We start from the raw sequence: 19,712 nt of genomic DNA, 5'->3' as shown, positions 1-19,712 counted from the left end.
CTCTGGATGGGGGGCCGTCCTTGACCCACCACCCTCAGGTATCGCCCGTAGCCGCACCCGTACCGTCCGCGTACGAAGTGATCGTGCGCCCGGCCGCGAGCAGGTTCTCATGACGTCTCGTCGACGTGTACCCGCCGATGGGACGACAGATGGACGGTGACCGCAGTTGCCGGGTGGGGGAGACGGCGATGAGTTTGCCCTTCGGCGCGAGGCAGCGGTTGATCTCGTCGGCTCCGGTGAGGTGAGCGGCCAGGAACTCCTCGACGGCGGAGGGCGGAGCACAGTGAGGGATGGTTACGCCGTAGGGCGACGCGTGCACTTCGGATCGGGCTGGTCCGGCAACCACAGCGGGAGCACCCGTCACCGCGAACGAGGTCCCCGAGGTGTCAGCGGCCACCGGCACGGCGAGTAGTGCAACTGTCCGACGGCGTACTGCGCGGCCACCGTCACCACCGATGCGCCGAATCGCGCTGCGCACCGCGGTCACCGTGTGCGCATCGGCGGCCGGGTCGGGCAGCTCGACGTCCGGCGCCATCGAGTGCGCAAGCCTGGCCTGCCCACTCGTTGGTTCGTCCGTGCTGCTGTGCAGCCTCGCGTCGATGAACAGTTGCGCGTGGCCCGCCGGGGGATCGGCGGGTGCCGCCGTGCGCACGGGTGTCGGGTTCACGGCGGCTGCCGCGGTGGTCGGTCCGGGTCACAGGGTAATACCGAGGGCGAGGGGGCCGGCGCCGATCGCGGTGAGCAGGGCGAGTTGGGTGAGGCGGACAGGCCTGCACATCCTCTCCAACCGGGCGCCTGCGGCTGGCGGAGTGCTGGCCTCGCTGGGTGGGGCCTGTGTGTCAGGGAGCATGGTGGACCATTTGATCGCTTGGTGGCGGGTCAGCTCATGCCTTGCCCTTGCTCACCACCCACTTCCCGTGAACCCAGTTGCCGACCTCCTCGTAGCCGGAGCGGAAGGAGCCGAGCCACTGCAGGCTCAGGTTCGCCTCCGCGGTGGACTTGGCCGATGTGTAGCTGGACGGGTCGTCGGCCGAGCCGCCCGTGGTGTTCACGGCGATGTAGGGGAAGGCGTACGTGGGTCGCGACGATGCGACCTTGCCGGTGCTGTCGACCGTCTTGGTCAGCAGGCTGTCCGGTGCCTGGCCCTGGGTGACCCAGTCGGTGATCGCAGTCAGGGCGTCCAGCTTGTCCGGGCCCTGGCCGCCGCCGCAGTGGGCGACGCCCGGGAGCAGGAAGAGGCGAGCGAAGCTGCTGGTGGCCCCGGCGCCGCCCATGACCTTCTGGACGGCCTTGTAGTACGCCATGGTTCCCACGGCCGGGATGTGCTGGTCGCCCAGGCCGTGCCAGAGGATCAGCTTGCCGCCCGCTTTCTTGAACGCGGTCAGGTCGGGGTCGGTGGCGTCGTAGATGCCCTCGTTGGGTTGCATGACCTTCTTGAAGTAGGCCGCGGTGAACTTGATGTCCTTGTACGTGAGGGACGGCCGCGGGCTGTCGAAGATCTGGTAGCGGAGCGTCTCGCGGACGAAGTTCTGGTCGCCGGTGGTGCCGGTCGCCGTGGTGGGCACGATGATTCCGGCCCAGTTGAGTTCCGAACCGCGCAACTGGTAGCCGGGGTAGAGGAGTTGACCGTGCTCGTCGGTCGGGCCCGCATAGATGCGACGCAGGGTGGTGACCTGGTCGGCGGTCAGGCAGTAGGCGTCGGCCGTGGAGGTCTGTCCGGCCTCGCACTTGATGCTCGCCGGGTCCCAGTCGCAGGCCAGCGGGTCGGCGATGATGCCGTCGGCCGGTGCGTCGCAACCCTTGAGGACGGCCGTGTGGATCGGGGCGAGGTCGGCCGTGGTGATTGTGGCCGGGCCGCCGTTGAGGTAGACGGACTGGGCGGTCCAGGCGTGCGAGAAGGTATTCAGGGCCGTGAAGTTGTTGGCCGGTGCCCCGGCGACGATGCCGTCGAAGTCGGTCGGGTAGCGCTGGGCCTCGGTCAGGGCCTGGTGGCCGCCCTGTGAGCAGCCGTCGAAGTAGGAGTGCGTGGCGGGGGTGCCGTAGTACTGCTTGACCAGGACCTTCGCCACCTGGGCGAGCAGGTGGTCGGACTTGTAGCCGAAGTCGGCACGCAGAGCCGGGTCGGTGGAGAAGAGCCCGCCGCCCTGGGAGTGGCCCTCGTCGCTGGAGCCGACGGCGAAGGAGCCGTCGGTCAGCGGGACACAGCCGTACGACGCGGCGGCGTTGCTCGTGTTGACGTTGCCGCACAGGCCTCCGCACCCGAGTTGCAGGTAGTTCGCTTGCCAGCCGGTCTTCGGGAGGCGCAGCTGGAAGTGGATCTGCGGGGCGATCACGCCCTGCACATTGCAGTACGCCCAGTCGCCGAGAGTGTTATCGGCGGCAGCCACCTCGGCGGCCGAGGTGATCTCGAACGGCACGTCCGGGACGGCCGCCGCCAGGTCGAGGGAGGCGACCTGGGAGCAGGTCAGCGCGGGCGCGATACCGGACGTGGTGGTGGCGGCGTTGACCGCCGTGCCGGAACCGGAAGTGGCTGAGGCGCCGGTCGTCGCGTCGGCGAGGCTGATACTCGCCCCGGTCACGAGGGCGAGGGTGGCGGCCAGGGTGGCCATGACGGTGGTGGACTTCCACGGACTCCATCTGGGGAGCATGCGCATGCTCGGTCTCCGTTCGTTCGCTGAGCCGAGGCGGGTGACCTGGCGCTGTGTGCGGAACGACCCGTTCGGTCCGTCTGTCCTCAACACATCGCCGTATCTCGCGGCCCACACCCGGCCCCTGGTTACTGCGGCTTCACAGGGGCGGTACGCCGAGGACCGTAGTCCCGGGATCGACTCGGCACAAGATCGGTCAACGAAATTGTTAACAATTCTTCTGTCAACCCTCACGCGCGCAATCTAAGGATTCACGGCGATCCCTGTGATTAGCGGCCGTGCCTGTGGTGGCATGCGGAACGCGAACACAAGCATGAGGCGAACCGTCCCCCCTCTCGGAACGGGAGCCCGTGTGAGCCTGCGAGATTTCCCCCGGCCGCCCTCCACTGCGGCCGACTTGGGTTGCCGTCGGCTGCTCGGTGGTGCGGTCGGTGTCGCCGCCGCGGCAACGGGGCTCGGCGGCACGGTGGCCGGCGCTACGTCCGCCGCACCCCGTACCAGCACCGGGTCCGGTCGAGCAGTACGCACCCAGTCCGGAGTGGTGACCTGTGTCCCGGCGGCCCTCGACGGCATCACCGTCTACAAGGGCATCCCGTATGCCGCATCCACCGCCGGCGAGAACCGCTGGCGCGCCCCCGCAGCCGCCCCCGTCCTGGAAGGGCGTCCGCAAGGCCGACGCCTGGGGCGCCGCCTGCCCTCAGCCCGTCAATGGCATCGATGCCGACAAGGTGCCCGAGCTGAGCGAGGACTGCCTCAACCTCAACATCTGGACGTCGGAGGCGAGTTCGAAAGCCCGCCGCCCGGTCTTCGTGTGGATCTACGGTGGCCGCAACAGCGCCATGTGGTCAGGTCAGCCGGTCCATGAGGGCGCGACCCTCGCGTCGAAGGACACCGTCGTGGCCACCTTCAACCACCGCGTCGGCGCCTGCACGTGCGGAGGTCGGGACGCTCTCACTTGGCACCCTGACGGGTTTGAGCGGCGGCGTCGACGGCCTCTGGCTTTGTCAGTGGGTTCCGAGTGGGCGGTTTGTGAGTCTATGAGTGGTCTGGTGTCACCTGATGGTGTGGGCAAAGCCGGAACGTGCCGGTCCGAGCCGGTGGCCTGCTGGGATCGGTCGGGTGAGTGAACGCAAGCCGTACAGAGCGACTTGACGGACGAGCAATGGGCGTTGATCGGGCCGGTGCTCACGGCCTGGAAGGGCCGGCATCGTTCCGTCAGCGGCCGTCAGGGCCGCTACTCGATGCGGGAGATCGTGAAACCGGAGTTTCGTTGCGTACGAGACGGGACGGCCAGCAGACGTCACGCCACCGTGACCTGCAATTTCCGCTACCACTGGGACTTTGAGACAGCCCTGCGTCCCCACCCCGGAGCGGCATCGCTGACAAAGCTCACACTGAAGACACCGATGAGACAGTGCCCTGGCCCTCATCCTGCCCGACAAACTGCCAGGGCCCGCCGGACAAACCGGCGAGCCCTCGCAGACGATTTGGATCTAGACCTAGGCCACGCCCGAGCCGTACCCCGGGTGGGCCGTGTTACTGCCCCAGTACTCGTACACAGTCACGCTGACGGCCGTCTCCTCCAGGAAGAAGTTGCCGATCGCCGACGCGCATTCCCCGTTGTTGTTCGGATCGGACACGACGTAAGCGACAGGGCCGTCACCGTCATAACCCTGCACTACGGCCTCGGTACCGCGGCCGTCGGTCGTGTTGTCGCAGACCGTGATCTTCTCGTAGCCCGGGTAGCCGTTCAGATCGGCGTCGAAGTACACGGCACCGCTCGAATTGCTCGTGTACACCCAGCCGCTGTTGGACGACGCCTGTGCCTGGGTGACGAGGCCGATCGTCGACATCACCGCGATCCCGGCCACCATCGAGGCTCTTCGCAAAGTTCGCATGATTCCCTCCCGTTTCCACTTCGCCTCCATCGGAGGCACCGCCGATTCAGCTACTGAAGATCCTTCGTCCGTGCGATAGCCCCTAGCAAGGTGGTGGCAGGGGTTGTGGACTCTGCGGTAACCAACTGTGAACTCTCCGCCAACACTGAGGAGTTGAAGCCCATGGTTGAGCGGAGGCCGACGAGTATGGCGATGTCCTATATCCGTGGGCACCGCCCACGCCTACACCGCCGCCGTCATCGACCTGCTCGCCGACCTGCCGCGTGCCCTGGGCGAGTCCGACCCCGACTACGTCCCGCTGGACGGCGCCCCGGCGGAGTGCGACCCGGTCGGCTACAACCGGGCCGACTTCTCCCACAAGCACCGCCGGCACGGAGTGGACGTGCAGGTGGTGGCTGACCCGTCCGGACGGCCGCTGTGGATCTCGCCGACACTGCCCGGCCGTGCGCATGATCGCATCGCTGCCCGCACTCACCGGATCTGAGTGGGCGGTTCGTGAGTTGATGTCCGTTCCAGACTTGGTTACTACTTCTTGCTGAAGGTGCCGGGCTCGGCCTCGGTGAGGATTCCTATGGTGACCAGGCGTTTCATCTTGGTCCGGGTGCGTTCGATGTGTTTTCGGCAGGAGCTCGAAGTTGAGGGCCTGGCAGATGTCTCGGCCCCTCAGCGGACCGGTGGTGTCGTTGAAGACGGCCAGGATGCGCGGGTAGTCCGGGTGCTCAGGCAGCTCCAGACTTCCTGCTGGGTCGACCGTCTGGGCCGGGATTCGGTCGGCGAGGCCGGTGATGGTCGCGCGGGTGATGGCGAGGTGTTCCAGACATAGTTCGGCCTCACGGACCTTCGCTGTGGCGATGGTCTCCGCGTCGTTCAGACGGCGAGGCGACCACCGTCGGCCACGATCACCTGGCCGGTGACGAAGCTCGCGCGCTCGCTCGCCACGAACGCGATGACCTCGGCGAGTTCCTCGGGCGTGGCATTGCGCTTGAGCGGGTTGCCTTCGCCCCAGCTCGTGAACTGGTCGGCGCCGATGAACTCCACCACGTTGTCGCTGTTCACGTTCCCAGGAGCCACCGCGTTGACGCGTATGCCGTACCGGCCCCACTCCGCGGCCCAACTGCGGGTGAAGGACTCGACGGCCGCCTTCTGCGCTCCATACGTCGACATGTGCGGCATGGCGATCGCAGCGGCGATACTGCTGATGTTGACGATGTTGCCGCCGCCCCGCTCGATCATCCCCTGGACGATTCGTGTGCTGAGGACGAAGGTGGCGCGCACGTTGGTGTCCCACGACTCCGCGTTCGCTTCGCTGTCCTGGTCGAGGGTCGGCTTGATGCTGGCCCTGTAGCTTGCCGCGTTGTTGACCAGCACGTCGATTTCACCCGCCTCCTTTGCCAACCGCTCGACGTCGGCGAGATCACTCAGATCGGCGAGGATGAACCGGGCCTTTCCATTGCCGGTGGTGATGTCGTCCACCACCTCGGCCCCTCGCTCAGCGTTGCGGCCGGTGATCACCACCGACGCTCCGTCGCGGGCGAACGCGTGCGCCGTCGCGGCACCGATCCCTCCTCGCGACCCCGCACCCGTGATCAGAACGCTCTTGCCCTCGAAATCCATTGTGTGCTCCTCGAAAAAAAAAGATGCCTGACGGCGCGAGCCCAGATCGGGCGGCAGCTTTCCGGCCCTGGTGGCCGCGCTGTGCGTGCACCACGGTAGGAGCGGCTCGACATAGAGGCAAATAGTGGCAACGTATACTCTGCATTGACATCCTCTATGTCAGGTCGAAGGTTGGATTTTCGAATGAACCTGCGCCAGTACGAATACGCCCTGGCCGTCGCCGAGGAGGGCTCCATGACAGCTGCGGCAGAACGTCTGGGGGTCACTCAGCCCTCTCTGTCTCAGCAGATCGGCGCCTTGGAGAAGCACCTGGGGGTGCAGCTGTTCACCCGCACCCCGAACGGGGTGACGGAGACCGTGGCAGGGCGGGCTTTCCTCGCGGAGGCGGAGATCGCGACGACCGCATCCCGGCGCGCCATCATGGCCGCCCGCGCCGCCGACGGGGAACTGGCAGGCGAACTCATCATGGCCGTCCACATGGGCCTGGGAGCACGGCAGTTGCCCAAGGTGTTGGGGCAGTTGCGCAATCGCCACCCGAAGCTGCAGGTGACTCTCCACGAGGAGCCCGATCCCGCGGACATGGAACGACTGGTCCGCCAGGGAACCCTCGACATGATCCTCGTGCACCGCTTCCCCGCCGGCTGCACCTTCGACACGCACCATCTGGGCGAGGAAGCCTACGTCGCCGTCCTGCCGAAGGGGCACCCGCTTCTCTCGGACGGCGCCGGCCTGCGCCTGGAAGACCTGGCGTCAGAGGGATGGATCCGGTTCCGACGCGCCAGCCTGCTCGACGACTACCTCGCCCGCCTGCTAGCCGACGCGGGCCTGAGCCCGCACACGGTGGCCCGAGCGTCACAGATCTCCACTGCGGTGCGGCTCGTGGCGCAGGGCTTGGGCGTCACCGTGGTCCCTGCCTCGGCCATCCCCGAAGGCTTCGAAGAACTGGCCTGCCCGCTACTGCCCTCCCTGACCGAGCCCGTCCTCGTCGGCGTGCGGCGCGATCCGGGTTCGGCAGAGACGGCCATGCTCGACCATCTCAACCAGCAGAACTGGTGCGGTACAAGCCTCCTGCCAGTCCGAACCTGATTGAGCGTTCACATCCACGTTGCACCAATATGAAACGACCTCGAGCCAAGCTTGTCTCTTACCCAGGCGGCCGGTTCAGAGCCGGGCTGAGTGTCAGTGCTGCCGCGTAAATTGTGCGGGTGAGCTGGGATGTATTCATCATGCGGTTTCCGCCCGAGGCCGAGGTAATAGACGAAATACCCGAAAGCTGGGAGCCACCGAGCCTGGGCACGGGCCGCGACGTTCGCGGTGTCCTTGCAGACGTGTTGCCGGGCATCGAGTATGCGCAGAACGGTTGGGGCGACTACGAGGGCCCAGGCTTCTCCATCAGCACGCCGGTCAAGGACGCTGATGAGGCCACGGTCGCCGGAGTCAGTCTCTTCATCCATGGCGACAGCGAAGCAGCAGCTCCCGCAGCCCTCGCGGTCGCTAATGCGTTGAAAGCACGGGCCTTCGACACCGGGTCGGGAGACTTCCTCACCGCGGACTGCGCCCAGTCGGCTTTCGATACTTGGCGTGCATACCGAGATCGCGTCCTGGACCAGCGTGCGCCCTGAGCACGAGTGGCGGGCCGCCCGTTCTTCGAGCCAAGTGGCCTGCCTGGTCCGGGTGTTGAGAGTTTCGGTGCATGAGCCGATCAGGTGAGATGTGGGCGGAGGTTTCCGAACCCCCGGCGGACGCGGGCCGGGTGAGCCGATCGAGCACAGCGGGCCTCGCCCACGGCCGCCGCAAGTCGGCGGCGGCCCCGCGCAAGAGGCGGATCTGAATGTGGGCGGCGATGATCAGCGAGGTCCAGCGCCCGCCGGCTTCGGGGGTCCCCAGCTTCGGCCGGGTCCAGCCGAGGGTCTGTTTCATCAGCCTGAAGAGGTGCTCGATGTCGAACCTCCTCAGGCCAGCGCACGGCGACGTTCTCGCTGTTCAGGCCGGTGGCGGACGACCAGAGCCAGAGCGGGAGCGGGCCGCTTCCGCCGGGCAGGCGGTCGATCTGGACGCGGATCAGCGTGCCTTCGATGCCGGGGAGTTCGCCGGTGTGGTCGATCCAGGCGGGGCGGGTGGTCAGCGGGGGGTGGATGCCCTCCCAGGCCATCGGGTGGGCGGCGCCGTGCCGGTCGGTGACCTGTGTCGTGGCCGCGTCCGGCTCGCCCCAGGTCTCCGGACTGGCGAAGCGGAACTCCTTGCCGTGCTTCGGCCGCTCGGCCGGCCAGGACCACGCCGGTCATGGTCCTGGCCGACAAGGCCTATTCGTCCCGCGCGATCCGGACCTATCTCCGTCGGCGCGGGATCCGGACCGTGATCCCGCAGCCCACAACCCGCTGACCAGGCCGGTAACCGCAAACGCCGCGGCAGCCGGGGCGGCAGGCCACCGGCCTTCGACCGGGACGCCTACAAGCAGCGCAACACGGTCGCACGCTGAATCAAGGATGATGATCGCGTGCTTCCTCCTCGACTGCTGTGGTGCGATCCTCGGCCCATTCCCCGGTTCAACCGTCAAGAACCGGTGACACTGATTGTCCGGGATCCCGGTTTCTACGAGCCGACTGACGAGGACGACTGCACCGCGTTCTCGTACTTCTGCCAGGCGCATGACCGCTTCTACCAGCGCGAGGCTTGCGGTGAGGGACCGCATCTCGTGGTTCTGCACTGTGAGGAGCACGGGCCCGAGAGCATGTGGGCGCAGCCTCTCACACTCATGGTCCCTGAAGGCTTTGAGCCTCCGCTCAGCAAGGCGCAACTCAGCTGGCTGCAAGCAGAGTGGGATGCCGCTGAAGCATGATCGCCCCTTTAGCCGGGGTGGGGCAGGCCGTGCTCTGATCCGTGTGGTTCGGTGGTGTCCGTGGTCCAGGAGGCCAGCAGGCGCAGGGCTTCGTCGGTGCGGGAGCCAGGGTCGGCGAGGAAGGTGAAGAGCGTCTGGTCGGGGTCGTCGGGGAAGGCCAGGACCTCGGTGCGCAGGGTGAGTTCACCGGCGACAGGGTGGTGCAGCACCTTGGTGTCGTGGCTGATGCGGACCACTTTCTGCACCGCCCACCAACGGCGGAACAGGGCACTGCGCATCGACAACTCACCCACCAGTTCCGCCGTGCGAGTGTCGTCGGGGTGACGGGCGGCGTCCATCCGCAGCGTCCCGACGAACATGGCGGCGACCTTCTCCCAGCTCTCGCCGAACACTTCCCGCGCCGTCTCGTCAAGCATGATCCACCGGGCCGCGTTCCGCTCACGCGCCGGCATAGCGGTGAAGTCGGCGAGCAGCAGACGCGCCATCCGGTTCGCAACGAGGATGTCCGTGCGGGGGCCCAGGACGAACGCGGGCGTGTCCCCGAGCCGGGCGAGCAGCGCGTGCACGCCGGGGCGCACCTTCTGCGGGGAGCGTCTGGCCGTACGGCGCGGCGCCATGGGGCGGCGTGCCACGGCATGCAGGTAGCTGCGTTCGGCATCGTCCAACTGCAGTGCCCGCGCCAGCGCGTCGAGCACGGATTCCGACGGGGTGATCGGCCGGCCCTGCTCCAGGCGCGTGTAGTAGTCGACGCTGACTCCTGCCAGTGCCGCCAATTCCTCCCTGCGCAGCCCTGGTACCCGGCGCGGTGCAGTGTCCGCGATGCCCAGTTGCTGGGGGTCGAGTGCGGCCCGCCGGGCGCGCAGGAAGTCGGCGAGACCTTCGTTCCGGTCCATAGGGCCAGGATCGTCGCCCAATGCGGCAGGTGCCAGCGCGTGGGTGGTCCTCCCAGACCCAGGATCGAAGAGACCACCTCTGCTCTCGCCGCAGCCGCCTCTGGCCGTTTGTCTTGAGGACGGAGCCAGCCGGCTCCGACAGATGGGGTCGACCTCCCGGGTCGCCCACGTTCTCAAGGATCAGCTATGTCTTCCACCTGGCTCGTAACCGGAGCGACCTCTGGCTTCGGCCGTCTCGTCACCGAACGCGCCCTCGCCACCGGCTCCCATGTGATCGCAGTGGGCCGGCGCAAGGACCGCCTGCAGGAGCTTGTCGAGCTCGCCCCGCAGGGAGGGCTGACCGCCGTTGAGCTGGACCTCACCGACGCCGGCGCCGAGCGGGTCCTGGCCGACACCGTCCGTGCCGCCGGCTGCCTGGACGTGCTGGTCAACAACGCCGGCTACGGTCTGTTCGGGGCGATCGAGAACATCGACGCACGCGAAGCCCGCGCGGTCCTCGACACCAACGTATTGGCCAACCTCGCCGTCTTGCGCGCCACTCTCCCTGCCCTGCGCTTGGCACAGGGCCGCGTCGTGCAGACCTCCTCCCTCATCGGCCAGTTCGCCTGGCCCTCCTCCGGCCTGTACGCGGCGTCCAAGGGCGCGGTCGAGCTGATCAGCGAAGCCCTCGCCCACGAAGTCGCCCCCACCGGCGTCAAGGTCACGATCATCGAACCGGGCACGTTCGGCACCGAGTTCGGAGCCAACCTGCGCGTCGTCCCGCCCACGGACGCCTACACACCCACCGTCGGCAAGTTCCTCACCGACTTCTCCGCCCTGCCTCCGGAAGCCTTCGGTGACCCGTACGCCGTGGCAGACGCCGTCATGAGCGTCGTCGCCCTCGAGGAGCCGCCCCTGCGTCTGGCTGTGGGCGCCGACGCCGTCGAGCTCATCCGCGCCTCCCTGCGCTCCCGCCTGGAGGAACTCGACCGTTGGGAGTCGCTCTCCCTCAAGGGCGAGGTGCGGTCGGCCTGACACCGCTGACACGGTGATCGTGCCGTTCCTCAACGGAATGGCGCACGACCACCAAGGGAAGCGTCTATTGCGGAAGAAACTGCATGGGCGGGTCGGGTGGGAACACGGGACATCGCGAGCGCCGAGATGGATGGGCTGCCTGAGACTCTCGTGATCGCCCTCTCGTCGGGCGGGGCCCACGATGCTGGCCCGCGTGGCCGTGGAATGGGTGAAAGACCGCACGCGTGACGTGACGCTGAAGGTGGTCCGGCAGAGCGGCGAGAGCTTCGAGGTCGCGCTGCTCGTGTATCGCGCGGAATGGGTGGGAGTGAGAGAAGGACGCGCCGCCCTGTGCGCTGACCACCAAGGTTCGCTGGGTGAGTGGTGGCTGGTTCTGTGTCGGGGACGCGGTGGGTTCTGGGTGTGATCAGGGGAACCAGCTGTCGCGGGCGGCGCTCAAGCCGTCTGCCGGTGCGTCGGCGAGCAATTGGAAGAACTTCCATGCGTACGCGTACGGATCGAGACACTCCAGGTACCGCTCGCCCCACGGTGCGTCGATTGGGTCGGCGGTGACGGTGCATCCGGCCAGGCGGCAGTAGACCGCTGTCGCGTCGACGTCATCCACCTCGACGCCGATGACCACGCCCAGGCCGCGTGGCCCGGTCTTGGTCATGCGTTCCCGTTCGCTGTCGGGAAACGGCATGCCGACCAGGGCATCGACGAGCAACTGGAGCTCACCGCGGCGCAGGATCGCCATGACGGTCCGGCCGTCCGGTCCCGGTATCGCTGCGATCGGCGTGAACCCGAGCCCTTGGTAGAACCTGGCCGCCTCGGTCACGTCCGGGACGCGAAGCCCGACCCGGAAGGAAGCCTCATCGGCCATTGCGCTCTCCCTTCAGCATGCGGTTCACCACGGCACGATGCACGAACACGGGCAGCGGTGGCCAGTAGGTGTGGACTGATCACGCTGCTTGGATCCGGGGTCGGCCCCCGCGGTGCCGGCGTTCGGATCGAACGCGGGCGTGTTCGCGGCGCTGGGCTTCCAGCACGGCGGGGTGGTTGGCGATGTTGGTTGCGCCAGCGCGGGTAGGGGTGCAGGTCGCGGGCGGGTGCAGGGTGGTTGGCGGGTCGCTGTTGCCCAGGACAAAGCCGCGCGGCGGCCCGAAGCGCGGCTCGATGGGGTTGGCCCAGGACACCTGGGTCGAGGTGAAGCACAGCTCCGTCCTGTGCCGGGCGGCCCAGGCGCGGATGCTTTTGGCCTTGTTGCCGGACCAGTTGGCGAGGACGACGTAGATGGGGGCGTGGTCGGGCCGAGCGGTGCGGATGCTCTTCAGCGGCCAGGGTGTGGTCGGCGCCCTTGCGGGTGCGCACCACGCCCCACAAGCGGTCGTCGGCGAGGCTGTAGCAGCCGTGGAAGCAACGGATGCCGTGGGTGCGGTCGTAGGCGGCGGGGTGGACCCGTGGGGGTCTCGCCAATGGGACGCCGGCGACCTGGAGGGCGAGGACGTGCGGATCGTCTCCGTCGGCCAGCTGTCGGTCGTCTACTTCGTCAACCGGGCCCTGCGTCACCTGTCCGTCCTGGACATCGTCTGGCTCGGCTGAACCAGCCGACCTCCGGCCATCGGGCGGATGCCATGGTCAGAACCTGCTTTCGAACCTCGGCGTTGCATGGACTCTGTCCAGAGCGGGAATCAGAGTGATCCTGGCCGCCGCGCGGCAGCCCCGCTCACTGCCCGGACGAACCGATCGGAGGAGGAGGCAGTCATGGCTGAGGGAACGGTCAAGTCGTTCAACTCTGAGAAGGGATACGGGTGGATCACGCCCGACGGCTGGAATTCCCCGCCGCATCAGAGCTGGTGGAGCAGGCTGCGAGGCAAACCCGCCCCCGTACCGGAGGCTATACAGGACGTCTTTGTCCACTACAGCGCGATACAGATGTTCGGCTACAAGACTTTGGACGCCGGGCAAAGGGTGTCCTTTGACATCCAGCAGGGTGCTAAAGGTCCGCAGGCTTTCATGGTGACTCCGCTGGGGTGACGCTTCCGGCGCTGGGGGATGCGCTTCTCGGTCGGGTGCACAACCTTCTCTACGTCCCTGTGCACGACGGGGTTCTCCGCGGGTTCCGGATTCACCTCCACGAGTCGGGGAGAGGAGAAGCCAGCCCCTGGCACCTCTGTTCGCAGCTGTCTGAATCCTCAGGTCAGGACGACTTTCTGGTGCGCTGCGGGTTGCCGTCAGCGGTCGGGCCGCCGGCGAGAGACACGAAGTATTCGTCGAGCAGGCGGATCAGCTGATCCACAGCGTGCTGGTCGTCCTCAGCTGACCACGGCTCCTCCGGGGGACCCTCAGGGAAGGCGAGGTTCAGGACCAAGCGCGTCCAGACCAGGTTCGATCCGAAGTCCAGTCGGTCGGCGAGCCATTCCCGAAACCCGTTCAGAAGTTCCCCTTCGGTGGCGGCGTTGTAGCCGTTGAGGAACCCGGCCACCGACTCGAAGGTGACGCGGCCAACGAAGGTGCCGGGATGCGTCTTGAAGTCGTCCCAGAAATCTTGGCGCGACTGCACCGCCTTGCGCATGGCACGCCCTGCACGACTCCAGGCCGGGGGGATGTCTGACAGATCGGTGCCGCCTCCCCACGTGGAGAACCTGACCGCTTCCGGCCCCACGCCGAGAGCCGCCAGCAGGCTCGCCGCCCGGTCGGTGCCGGCGAGGGGCCCGCCCTTCCGGGTCCAGATGTATGTCCCCGGGGCGTCTCCTTCGTGATCGGTCGCGACGAAGTCCGTTCCTTCCAGCACGAAGAACGCTGCCCGAAGCCTGCCGTGGCCGTCCCATGAGCTCTCAAGAGTCAGCCTCAGCCGACGGGCGACCGCGTCCAAGTCCACCCACAGGTAGGCGAACGAATACAGGGGCCAGCCGACGCTCTGGAACATCGATGCCTGCCAGGCTGGATTGAGTCCACCTGGTTCCGTCGCAGGCTCCCAGCCGTCCTCGGCATCCGGTACGTACATCAGTTCAGTCACCGACACAGTCAACCAGCACGCGGCCTCGATCCCGGCCGCCAAGTCGACCACCTCGTTGGGAACCAGGGCCAGTCCGACACCGGCACCCCTGCGAGCGGCAGACCGATCAGGTGCTGCCTGATCGGCGTGCAGTCGCCTCCTTCGTGGTCTTCTTCGCCGCCTTGGCCTGTGGCAGGGACTCGTTGAGGGCGGTCATGAGATCGAGGACCTTGCCCGGCTGCTCGGGCTCGCGGGCCCAGGGAACAGGCTTCTCCTCCCGCGTCGCCTCGATGATTTTGGCAGGGCGTCGGTGTACGTGACGGTGAACTCGGGGCCTCCGAGGTCGTCTCGGGTCATGCGGTCGATGACGGCGAGCGCCTGCTCGATCTCCTGCTGTGACACCGACTCGGCGCTACTGACCACCATTGCCTCGTCGGCCGCGACCGACTACCTGACTTCGCACAAGCCCACAGCGCTGGCCGCGGCGCAAGCCGGCGTCGAGGGCTACACGGCCACCCTGGCATGGGGTTCCGGGTTCTTCGTGGTCGGCGCGGTGATCGCTGCGCTCCTGATCCCCAATCGGGCTCTGGAGCCGTCCGAGGGCGAGCCCGTCATGGCCCACTGAGCCTAAATCCACCCTGCAGATGCCCTGCTGCCTGCGATGACTGATGTTCTCAGGACACCAATCAGCGCAGGAAAGCAGGGCATCTCCAGGGAGGTGGACACGCCGTCACTGCGCGCCCGGCACTTCGCGAAGCAACTGGGCTGGCATGAGATGTTGGTGCCGGAGCTCGCACGGCGACTGGGGGCCGACCCCGACCGGCCGGAGGAATCCAGGCCGACCGCCCTGGTCGCTGCCGCACTCGCCTCCGCCGTCGTCTGCAGCCGCCTTCTCGGCATCAGCAACGAGGCCGCCGCACGCTGGACTCGCACCTCCGGCGCCCACCACGCGGCCTACGCCGCCGAGCTGACCCGCCGCTGATCCGGCAGACCGCAGACCGTCCACTGCGAGGCATTCCGTCAAGCGCAGGGACCGGCGTTCATGGCATCGCCCACTCGTCAACCGGGCAAGCAGCCAGTCAGACTGCCCGCCATGAACGAGATGCCTCCGATCACCGACCAGACAAGCTCCGAGCAGGAGCGATGGCTCACGCCGGGTGTCCGCGGCATCGGTGCAGCCAGCCTTCTCGCCGACGTGGGCCATGAGATCCCCACCGCCCTGCTGCCCTCGCTGCTGACCTCCACGCTCAGCGCCCCGGCCGCCGCTCTCGGCGCGATCGAGGGTGTCTCCGACGCGCTCGCCGGGGCGGCCCGCTTCGGCGGCGGCTTCCTGGCCGACGACCCGGCCCGCCGCCGCAAAGTCGCCGTCGGCGGCTACACGACCACCGCCGTCCTGGGCGCCGCGACCGCCGGGGCGACCGCGGTCTGGCAGGTCGGCATCCTGCGGGCCGCCGCCTGGACCGCCCGAGGGCTGCGCGTTCCGGCACGCAACGCCCTTCTCGCGGACATCGTCCCGGCCAAGGCCTACGGCCGCGCTTACGGCTTCGAGCGGATGATGGACAACCTCGGCGCGATCTTCGGGCCGCTCCTTGCCCTCGGTCTGGTGGCCTGGCTCGGCGTCACCTGGGCGATCGGCCTTTCGGTGATCCCCGGCCTGCTGGCCGCCGTCGCCATCATCTACGCGATCCGGCACACCCGGACGCCAACCAACCGAGACAAGGTCCCCCTCAAGATCCGAATCCGCCCCGTCCTGCGGGGCGACCTCGGCAAACTCATGGCCTCCGTGGCCGCGTTCGAGACCGGCAATGTCGCCGCCACGCTGCTGATTCTGCGCGCCAGCGACCTGCTCGCCCCAGGCCACGGCACGAAGACCGCGACGACGATCGCGCTTGGCCTCTACACCGCCTACAACGTCGCCGCAACGATCGCCTCGGTCCCGGCCGGTCGCCTCGCGGACCGGATCGGCGCCCGCGGCCCAGTCCTTGTCCTGACCGGCGGGGTCGCCGCATTCGCCGTCGCCTATGGCCTGTTCACGATCAACAGCGCCGCGATCGTCTTCCTGGCCGTGCCGTTCCTTCTGGCGGGCATAGGGATCGGCGCCGTGGAGACCGCCCAGCATTCCGCCGTCGCAGCACTCGCCCCGAAGGACTTGCGCGGCTCGGCATTCGGCATGCTCGCCACTGTCCAGTCGTTCGGAAACCTCACTGCCAGCACCATCGCCGGCATCCTCTGGACGACCATTTCGCCCACGGCCGCCTTCACTTACCTCACAGCGTGGATGCTCGTAGCCCTCGCCGGACTTGTGCTCTCGCTTCGCCGCTGAGCACCAGCCATTGCACAGCTTGTGATAGCCCGGACTAGCAAGAGAGGGTGCTGCGCTCGGAGCGCCCGACGCCCTCCAAGTTGCTGATCGCGTCCACCTGCTGCAGAACCTGGGCCAGGCCGTCGAGAAGCGCGTCGCCACGCACCGCGACTGCCTCCGCTCGCTCCCGCTCCCGCCACCCGACGGCGACGAGCCGGTGCCTCCCGCGCTTGCGACCGGTCGACGCGCCGAGCGGATGCGCGTGCATCACGCCGTGGTCCATGGCCTGTTGAGCGAGGGAATGGGCCCGCGTGCGATCGCCCGTCACCCGGGCTGGGGACGGCAAACCGTCCAGGGGTACCGCCCGCGCCGACCGCTGGCAGGACGTGGTCACCGGACGGCGAACCCGTGCCAGCCGACTCGACATCCGCCGGTTCGCTCTGCAGCGGCGCATCGACGAGACCGACGGAGAGATCACCAACTGGCGCCTGAGTGAGGAACTCGCCGAGCGAGGTTATACGGTGCCCTGCACCATCCTGCGGGACTGGGCCCGCAGGCGCCTGACCTGGCCAGGCGCTTCTGCCCCCATCCTGGCAGCACCATCCCTGCGCACCGTCGTCGGTTGGATCACCCGGCACCCCGACACGCTTACCGAGGACGAGATTCAACAGCTCAGGGCCGTCCTCGACGGCTGTCCGGAGCTGGAGCAAACCCACGACCTCGTCCGGGACTTCGTCTGGATGCTGGCCCAGCGCACTGGTGCCGACTTGCCCCGCCGTATGGACGGCGCGCGCGCCGCACAGCTGCCGGGGATGACCGGCTTGGCAACCGGGCTGGCCGCCGATCTCAAGGCGGCGCAGGACTGACCGTGCACTGGAGATCTGGTGGCACGGAGGGTGCCGAGACACGCGTGAAAAAGATCAAGAGGCAGTCGTACGGTCGGGACGGATTCACACTGCTCCGCACGTTGATCCTGCTTCAGTACCCCCGCGACCGCTCCCCAAGATCAGTACCAGAGCTCGCTGAACAACGTCACAGCCCCGCCGTCGCCGCCAGCTTCCGGGTGGCTTGGGCAGTCGGCCAGCAGACCCGTGCCGTCGCGCTACCGGGAGAACAGCTGCGGCGCCCAGGAGCGCACCCGTCCCCGTGCGGCGCGCCGTCCGCCGATTACTCCCCGGGGAGTAATCCGCCCCCGCCGTCGCCCCCGGCAGTACGCGTCACCTCGCCCTCCCGCCCGACGAAAGCCGCGGTTCTCACCGGAAGTCTGGAGACCGAAGCAGACGTCACCCGGAGGGAGGTCGGTCAATGGCACAACGAGCGGTCAGCGGCGATGGCTGGACCGACATGGCGAGAGTCTCGTTGTTCTTCCATGTTCTTGACCCCTTGGAAGTCACTCACGGCGGCGTCACGGTACCCATCGGCGGCCTCGACTCACGGCTGGTCCTCGGTCTATTGCCGGTGAACGCAGACGAACCGGTCCGGCTCCAGCGGTTCGTCGAGGCTGTGCGAGTCGACACCCCTTCCCGGCCCGCCGCGAGATCGTCCAGAAAGGCGCCGAGGGGGGAGAGGGGAAGCGGCCTGGGTGGACGCCTGGGCGCGCCTGGTGACAACGAGGGTCGATCTGAATTGATGCGGACGGATGCTGCACGGATACCGCACCACACAAACACCTGAGGAGAGACTGAGATGAAGTCTATGGGACGCCGCAATTTTCTGGCCGCCACGGCACTTGGCGTTGGTGCCGGCTTGTCCACGAATGCCATTGCCTCCTGCATGGCAGAGAACGAGAACGAAACTTCGGAAATTTCTCTGCGAGACCAGGACTTGCCCTTCATCGGCACAGAAGAGACCTTTTCCACCCATGAGTTGATGGTGTTGAACGACAGGCTGTTCCTCGAGGATACCGGTCTTGCAGAGCTCGGCCCGCGCCGCATCGGTGCAATGGATGAGGCGGGGCTCAACGTTCAGGTCCTTTCCGCACATACGCCAGGTGTGCAGAATGTCCCAGGTCGGAAGGGGATCGACTTTGCGTATCGTCTCAACAAGATGCTCGTCGACGGACCGATGGCCGCCTATCCGGGGCGGTTTCAGGCATTTGCAACCTTGCCGCTGCAGAATCCGGAAGCCTCGGCAGATGAACTGGAACGCACAGTTCGGGAAGATGGCTTCCTGGGATGTCTGACTAATGGAATCATCGGGAAGAAATTCCTCGACCATCCCGACTTTGAGCCGGTACTGGCGCGCGCCGAAGCCCTTGATGTGCCGATATACATCCATCCGGGCCTGCCGCCTGACGAGGTTTTCCAAATCTACTACAGCAATATGCTGCCGGAATATCAGAAGGAGTTCCAGGACCAGGTTCTCAGCATCTCTGCATATGGATGGCACCAAGAAGTCGTCACTCAGTGCCTCCGAATGATCACTTCAGGGGTGTTCGACAGGCATCCGAAGCTCCAGATTATCATCGGCCATATGGGAGAAGGTCTTCCGTTTTTCTACGAACGCATCGTCGAGAAGATGGGCGAAGTGACCAAGAGTAGCCTGGACAAGCCGTTCGAGCAGTACTTCCATGACAATTTCTGGTTCACAACCAGCGCATTCTTCCAGGATGATCTGCTTGATCTCCTGCTGAAGTACATAAGCGTTGATCGAGTGATGTTTGCAACCGACTACCCGTTTGCGAATATGAAGGATGGAACCGACTGGTTCCGGGCAGTCGATCTGCCACGTAAAGTCAAGGAAAAGATTGCTTTCCGAAACGCGGAAAAACTGTTCGGAATAAAAGTCTGATACGTCCCGACGGGCAGAATGATGCCCGTGAAGTGACGCGCCGGCGTCGGCGGAAGTGGAGAGTGCTTTGAGCTCGTAACGCGATCATGGTGAAGGGTTGTCGAGTCGTCTCCAGCCGATCAGTCCGCAGGCCAGGGAGACTATGGCGGTGTGGAGGTCGAGCCGTCTGCCAGCGGACTGCGAAGCGCTTGATCTGGCGTGCGACGGTCTGTCTCGACGACCTTCCGCAGTCTGCGGAGACCGACGATGTCCGGCGACCCTTCGCTGTTACTGTCGCGCCATGTCCAAGATCGAGATAGACGTCGTGACCGCCGAGTTCTTCGATGCCTTCGACAACCGGGGCGGCAAGGCTGCCGACGTGGCCCGGATCCGCCGCCTGGTTCTTCCGGGTGGCGTGATCGTCAAGACCGGCCCGGAGTTCACGGTCTATACCGTGGACGAGTTCATCGAGCCTCGCCAGCGGCTGCTGACCGACGGTCGGCTGGTCGAGTTCTCCGAGTGGGAGACCTCTGAACGGACAGAGATCGCGGGCGATATCGCGTCGCGGTTCGGCGAGTACCGCAAGTCCGGGATCTTGGATGGTGAGCCGTTCGAGGGAGACGGGACCAAGACCATCCAGTTCGTCCGCACCTCCGAGGGCTGGCGGATCGCAGCGTTTGCCTGGTACGACCAGCCCTGACCGCGGGATAGTCCGGGCTGGGGCTTTCAGCTTGGGTGGATGTGGTGCATCGCACCGG

General features: G+C 66.8%; 22 protein-coding genes and 4 pseudogenes. 17 read left to right on the top strand and 9 right to left on the bottom strand.

The genetic code is table 11. The features are described 5' to 3' along the window. Window positions 1-34: 34 nt before the first annotated feature. Together ACIQI8_RS44165 and ACIQI8_RS44160 are read right to left on the bottom strand one after the other, a co-directional pair. Entirely contained in the window at window positions 35-535 is a 501-nt protein-coding gene (locus ACIQI8_RS44165; RefSeq protein WP_402364629.1) for a hypothetical protein, read from the bottom strand. Between the two features lie 349 nt (window positions 536-884). Next, window positions 885-2,654: a tannase/feruloyl esterase family alpha/beta hydrolase gene (locus tag ACIQI8_RS44160; protein WP_402364626.1), complete on the bottom strand. Its 1,770-nt coding sequence runs from the start codon at window positions 2,652-2,654 to the stop codon at window positions 885-887. A gap of 590 nt (window positions 2,655-3,244) precedes the next feature. Here ACIQI8_RS44160 and ACIQI8_RS44155 point away from each other — a divergent pair. Continuing rightward, window positions 3,245-3,775 (top strand): carboxylesterase family protein, encoded by a 531-nt coding sequence (locus ACIQI8_RS44155; RefSeq protein ID WP_402364623.1) that lies wholly within the window; start codon window positions 3,245-3,247, stop codon window positions 3,773-3,775. Continuing rightward, window positions 3,768-3,904: pseudogene (locus ACIQI8_RS44150) on the top strand (transposase); the annotation flags it as partial. The gene ACIQI8_RS44155 and the pseudogene ACIQI8_RS44150, both read left to right, overlap by 8 nt. A 243-nt stretch (window positions 3,905-4,147) precedes the next feature. Here ACIQI8_RS44150 and ACIQI8_RS44145 read toward each other — a convergent pair. Next, window positions 4,148-4,546: a hypothetical protein gene (locus tag ACIQI8_RS44145; RefSeq protein WP_402364620.1), complete on the bottom strand. Its 399-nt coding sequence runs from the start codon at window positions 4,544-4,546 to the stop codon at window positions 4,148-4,150. Between the two features lie 199 nt (window positions 4,547-4,745). Between ACIQI8_RS44145 and ACIQI8_RS44140 the strand changes: the two are divergent. After that, window positions 4,746-5,027 (top strand): annotated as a pseudogene (locus tag ACIQI8_RS44140) (transposase family protein); the annotation flags it as partial. Window positions 5,028-5,413: 386 nt separating this feature from the next. Here ACIQI8_RS44140 and ACIQI8_RS44135 read toward each other — a convergent pair. Next, window positions 5,414-6,160, bottom strand: a complete 747-nt coding sequence (locus tag ACIQI8_RS44135; protein WP_402364617.1) for an SDR family NAD(P)-dependent oxidoreductase — start codon at window positions 6,158-6,160, stop codon at window positions 5,414-5,416. A gap of 183 nt (window positions 6,161-6,343) precedes the next feature. Between ACIQI8_RS44135 and ACIQI8_RS44130 the strand changes: the two genes are divergently transcribed. Next, window positions 6,344-7,246 carry a LysR family transcriptional regulator gene (locus ACIQI8_RS44130; protein WP_402364614.1) on the top strand — a complete coding sequence of 301 codons (903 nt, stop codon included), beginning with the start codon at window positions 6,344-6,346 and terminating at the stop codon, window positions 7,244-7,246. A 119-nt stretch (window positions 7,247-7,365) separates the two neighbouring features. Then, a complete protein-coding gene (locus tag ACIQI8_RS44125) occupies window positions 7,366-7,782 on the top strand; it encodes a hypothetical protein (RefSeq protein WP_402364611.1) in 417 nt (138 codons plus the stop codon). Window positions 7,783-7,784: 2 nt separating this feature from the next. Here the strand turns inward: ACIQI8_RS44125 and ACIQI8_RS44120 are convergent. Then, a pseudogene (locus tag ACIQI8_RS44120) lies at window positions 7,785-8,414 on the bottom strand (transposase); the annotation flags it as partial. On the opposite strand from ACIQI8_RS44120, the pseudogene ACIQI8_RS44115 reads away from it, so the two are divergent. After that, a pseudogene (locus ACIQI8_RS44115) lies at window positions 8,405-8,636 on the top strand (IS5/IS1182 family transposase); the annotation flags it as partial. The pseudogenes ACIQI8_RS44120 and ACIQI8_RS44115 sit on opposite strands and share 10 nt — an antisense overlap. Before the next feature lie 87 nt (window positions 8,637-8,723). Continuing rightward, window positions 8,724-8,999: a hypothetical protein gene (locus tag ACIQI8_RS44110; protein ID WP_402364608.1), complete on the top strand. Its 276-nt coding sequence runs from the start codon at window positions 8,724-8,726 to the stop codon at window positions 8,997-8,999. Window positions 9,000-9,007: 8 nt separating this feature from the next. Here ACIQI8_RS44110 and ACIQI8_RS44105 read toward each other — a convergent pair whose 3' ends face one another. Further along, complete coding sequence (locus tag ACIQI8_RS44105) at window positions 9,008-9,892, bottom strand: helix-turn-helix transcriptional regulator (protein ID WP_402364605.1); 885 nt, start codon at window positions 9,890-9,892, stop codon at window positions 9,008-9,010. A 186-nt stretch (window positions 9,893-10,078) separates the two neighbouring features. On the opposite strand from ACIQI8_RS44105, the gene ACIQI8_RS44100 reads away from it, so the two are divergent. Then, window positions 10,079-10,906, top strand: a complete 828-nt coding sequence (locus ACIQI8_RS44100) for an SDR family NAD(P)-dependent oxidoreductase (protein WP_402364602.1) — start codon at window positions 10,079-10,081, stop codon at window positions 10,904-10,906. Between the two features lie 181 nt (window positions 10,907-11,087). Beyond that, window positions 11,088-11,312, top strand: coding sequence for a hypothetical protein (locus ACIQI8_RS44095; RefSeq protein WP_402364600.1), 225 nt, complete (start codon window positions 11,088-11,090; stop codon window positions 11,310-11,312). On the opposite strand, the gene ACIQI8_RS44090 is transcribed toward ACIQI8_RS44095, so the two are convergent. Then, a complete protein-coding gene (locus tag ACIQI8_RS44090; protein ID WP_402364597.1) occupies window positions 11,313-11,768 on the bottom strand; it encodes a VOC family protein in 456 nt (151 codons plus the stop codon). Window positions 11,769-12,178: 410 nt separating this feature from the next. Between ACIQI8_RS44090 and ACIQI8_RS44085 the strand changes: the two genes are divergently transcribed. After that, a complete protein-coding gene (locus ACIQI8_RS44085) occupies window positions 12,179-12,487 on the top strand; it encodes a hypothetical protein (protein WP_402364594.1) in 309 nt (102 codons plus the stop codon). 162 nt (window positions 12,488-12,649) lie between these two features. Then, window positions 12,650-12,922: a cold-shock protein gene (locus tag ACIQI8_RS44080; protein WP_402364591.1), complete on the top strand. Its 273-nt coding sequence runs from the start codon at window positions 12,650-12,652 to the stop codon at window positions 12,920-12,922. A 163-nt stretch (window positions 12,923-13,085) separates the two neighbouring features. Here the strand turns inward: ACIQI8_RS44080 and ACIQI8_RS44075 are convergent, their stop codons facing one another. Further along, entirely contained in the window at window positions 13,086-13,946 is an 861-nt protein-coding gene (locus ACIQI8_RS44075) for a hypothetical protein (RefSeq protein ID WP_402364588.1), read from the bottom strand. A 301-nt stretch (window positions 13,947-14,247) separates the two neighbouring features. Between ACIQI8_RS44075 and ACIQI8_RS44070 the strand changes: the two genes are divergently transcribed. The 3 genes from ACIQI8_RS44070 to ACIQI8_RS44060 all read left to right on the top strand — a co-directional run bounded on the left by ACIQI8_RS44070 (window position 14,248) and on the right by ACIQI8_RS44060 (window position 16,206). Beyond that, window positions 14,248-14,508: a hypothetical protein gene (locus tag ACIQI8_RS44070; RefSeq protein ID WP_402364586.1), complete on the top strand. Its 261-nt coding sequence runs from the start codon at window positions 14,248-14,250 to the stop codon at window positions 14,506-14,508. Between the two features lie 36 nt (window positions 14,509-14,544). Continuing rightward, entirely contained in the window at window positions 14,545-14,865 is a 321-nt protein-coding gene (locus ACIQI8_RS44065) for a hypothetical protein (protein WP_402364583.1), read from the top strand. 111 nt (window positions 14,866-14,976) lie between these two features. Further along, window positions 14,977-16,206 (top strand): MFS transporter, encoded by a 1,230-nt coding sequence (locus tag ACIQI8_RS44060; protein WP_402364580.1) that lies wholly within the window; start codon window positions 14,977-14,979, stop codon window positions 16,204-16,206. Window positions 16,207-16,240: 34 nt separating this feature from the next. Here ACIQI8_RS44060 and ACIQI8_RS44055 read toward each other — a convergent pair whose 3' ends face one another. After that, window positions 16,241-16,468 (bottom strand): hypothetical protein, encoded by a 228-nt coding sequence (locus ACIQI8_RS44055; RefSeq protein WP_402364577.1) that lies wholly within the window; start codon window positions 16,466-16,468, stop codon window positions 16,241-16,243. A gap of 28 nt (window positions 16,469-16,496) precedes the next feature. Between ACIQI8_RS44055 and ACIQI8_RS44050 the strand changes: the two genes are divergently transcribed. From ACIQI8_RS44050 to ACIQI8_RS44040, 3 genes are all read left to right on the top strand, one after another. Next, window positions 16,497-17,051, top strand: coding sequence for a hypothetical protein (locus ACIQI8_RS44050; RefSeq protein ID WP_402364574.1), 555 nt, complete (start codon window positions 16,497-16,499; stop codon window positions 17,049-17,051). A gap of 820 nt (window positions 17,052-17,871) precedes the next feature. Continuing rightward, entirely contained in the window at window positions 17,872-18,975 is a 1,104-nt protein-coding gene (locus ACIQI8_RS44045; RefSeq protein ID WP_402364571.1) for an amidohydrolase family protein, read from the top strand. 280 nt (window positions 18,976-19,255) lie between these two features. Continuing rightward, window positions 19,256-19,654, top strand: a complete 399-nt coding sequence (locus ACIQI8_RS44040) for a nuclear transport factor 2 family protein (protein ID WP_062701857.1) — start codon at window positions 19,256-19,258, stop codon at window positions 19,652-19,654. Window positions 19,655-19,712: the final 58 nt, after the last annotated feature.

The sequence above is a fragment of the Streptomyces sp. NPDC092369 genome (assembly GCF_044755245.1).
In the GTDB taxonomy this organism is placed as follows: Bacteria; Actinomycetota; Actinomycetes; order Streptomycetales; family Streptomycetaceae; genus Streptomyces.
Note: the sequence above shows the minus strand (reverse complement) of the source record. Positions and strands in the feature narration are given on the sequence as shown.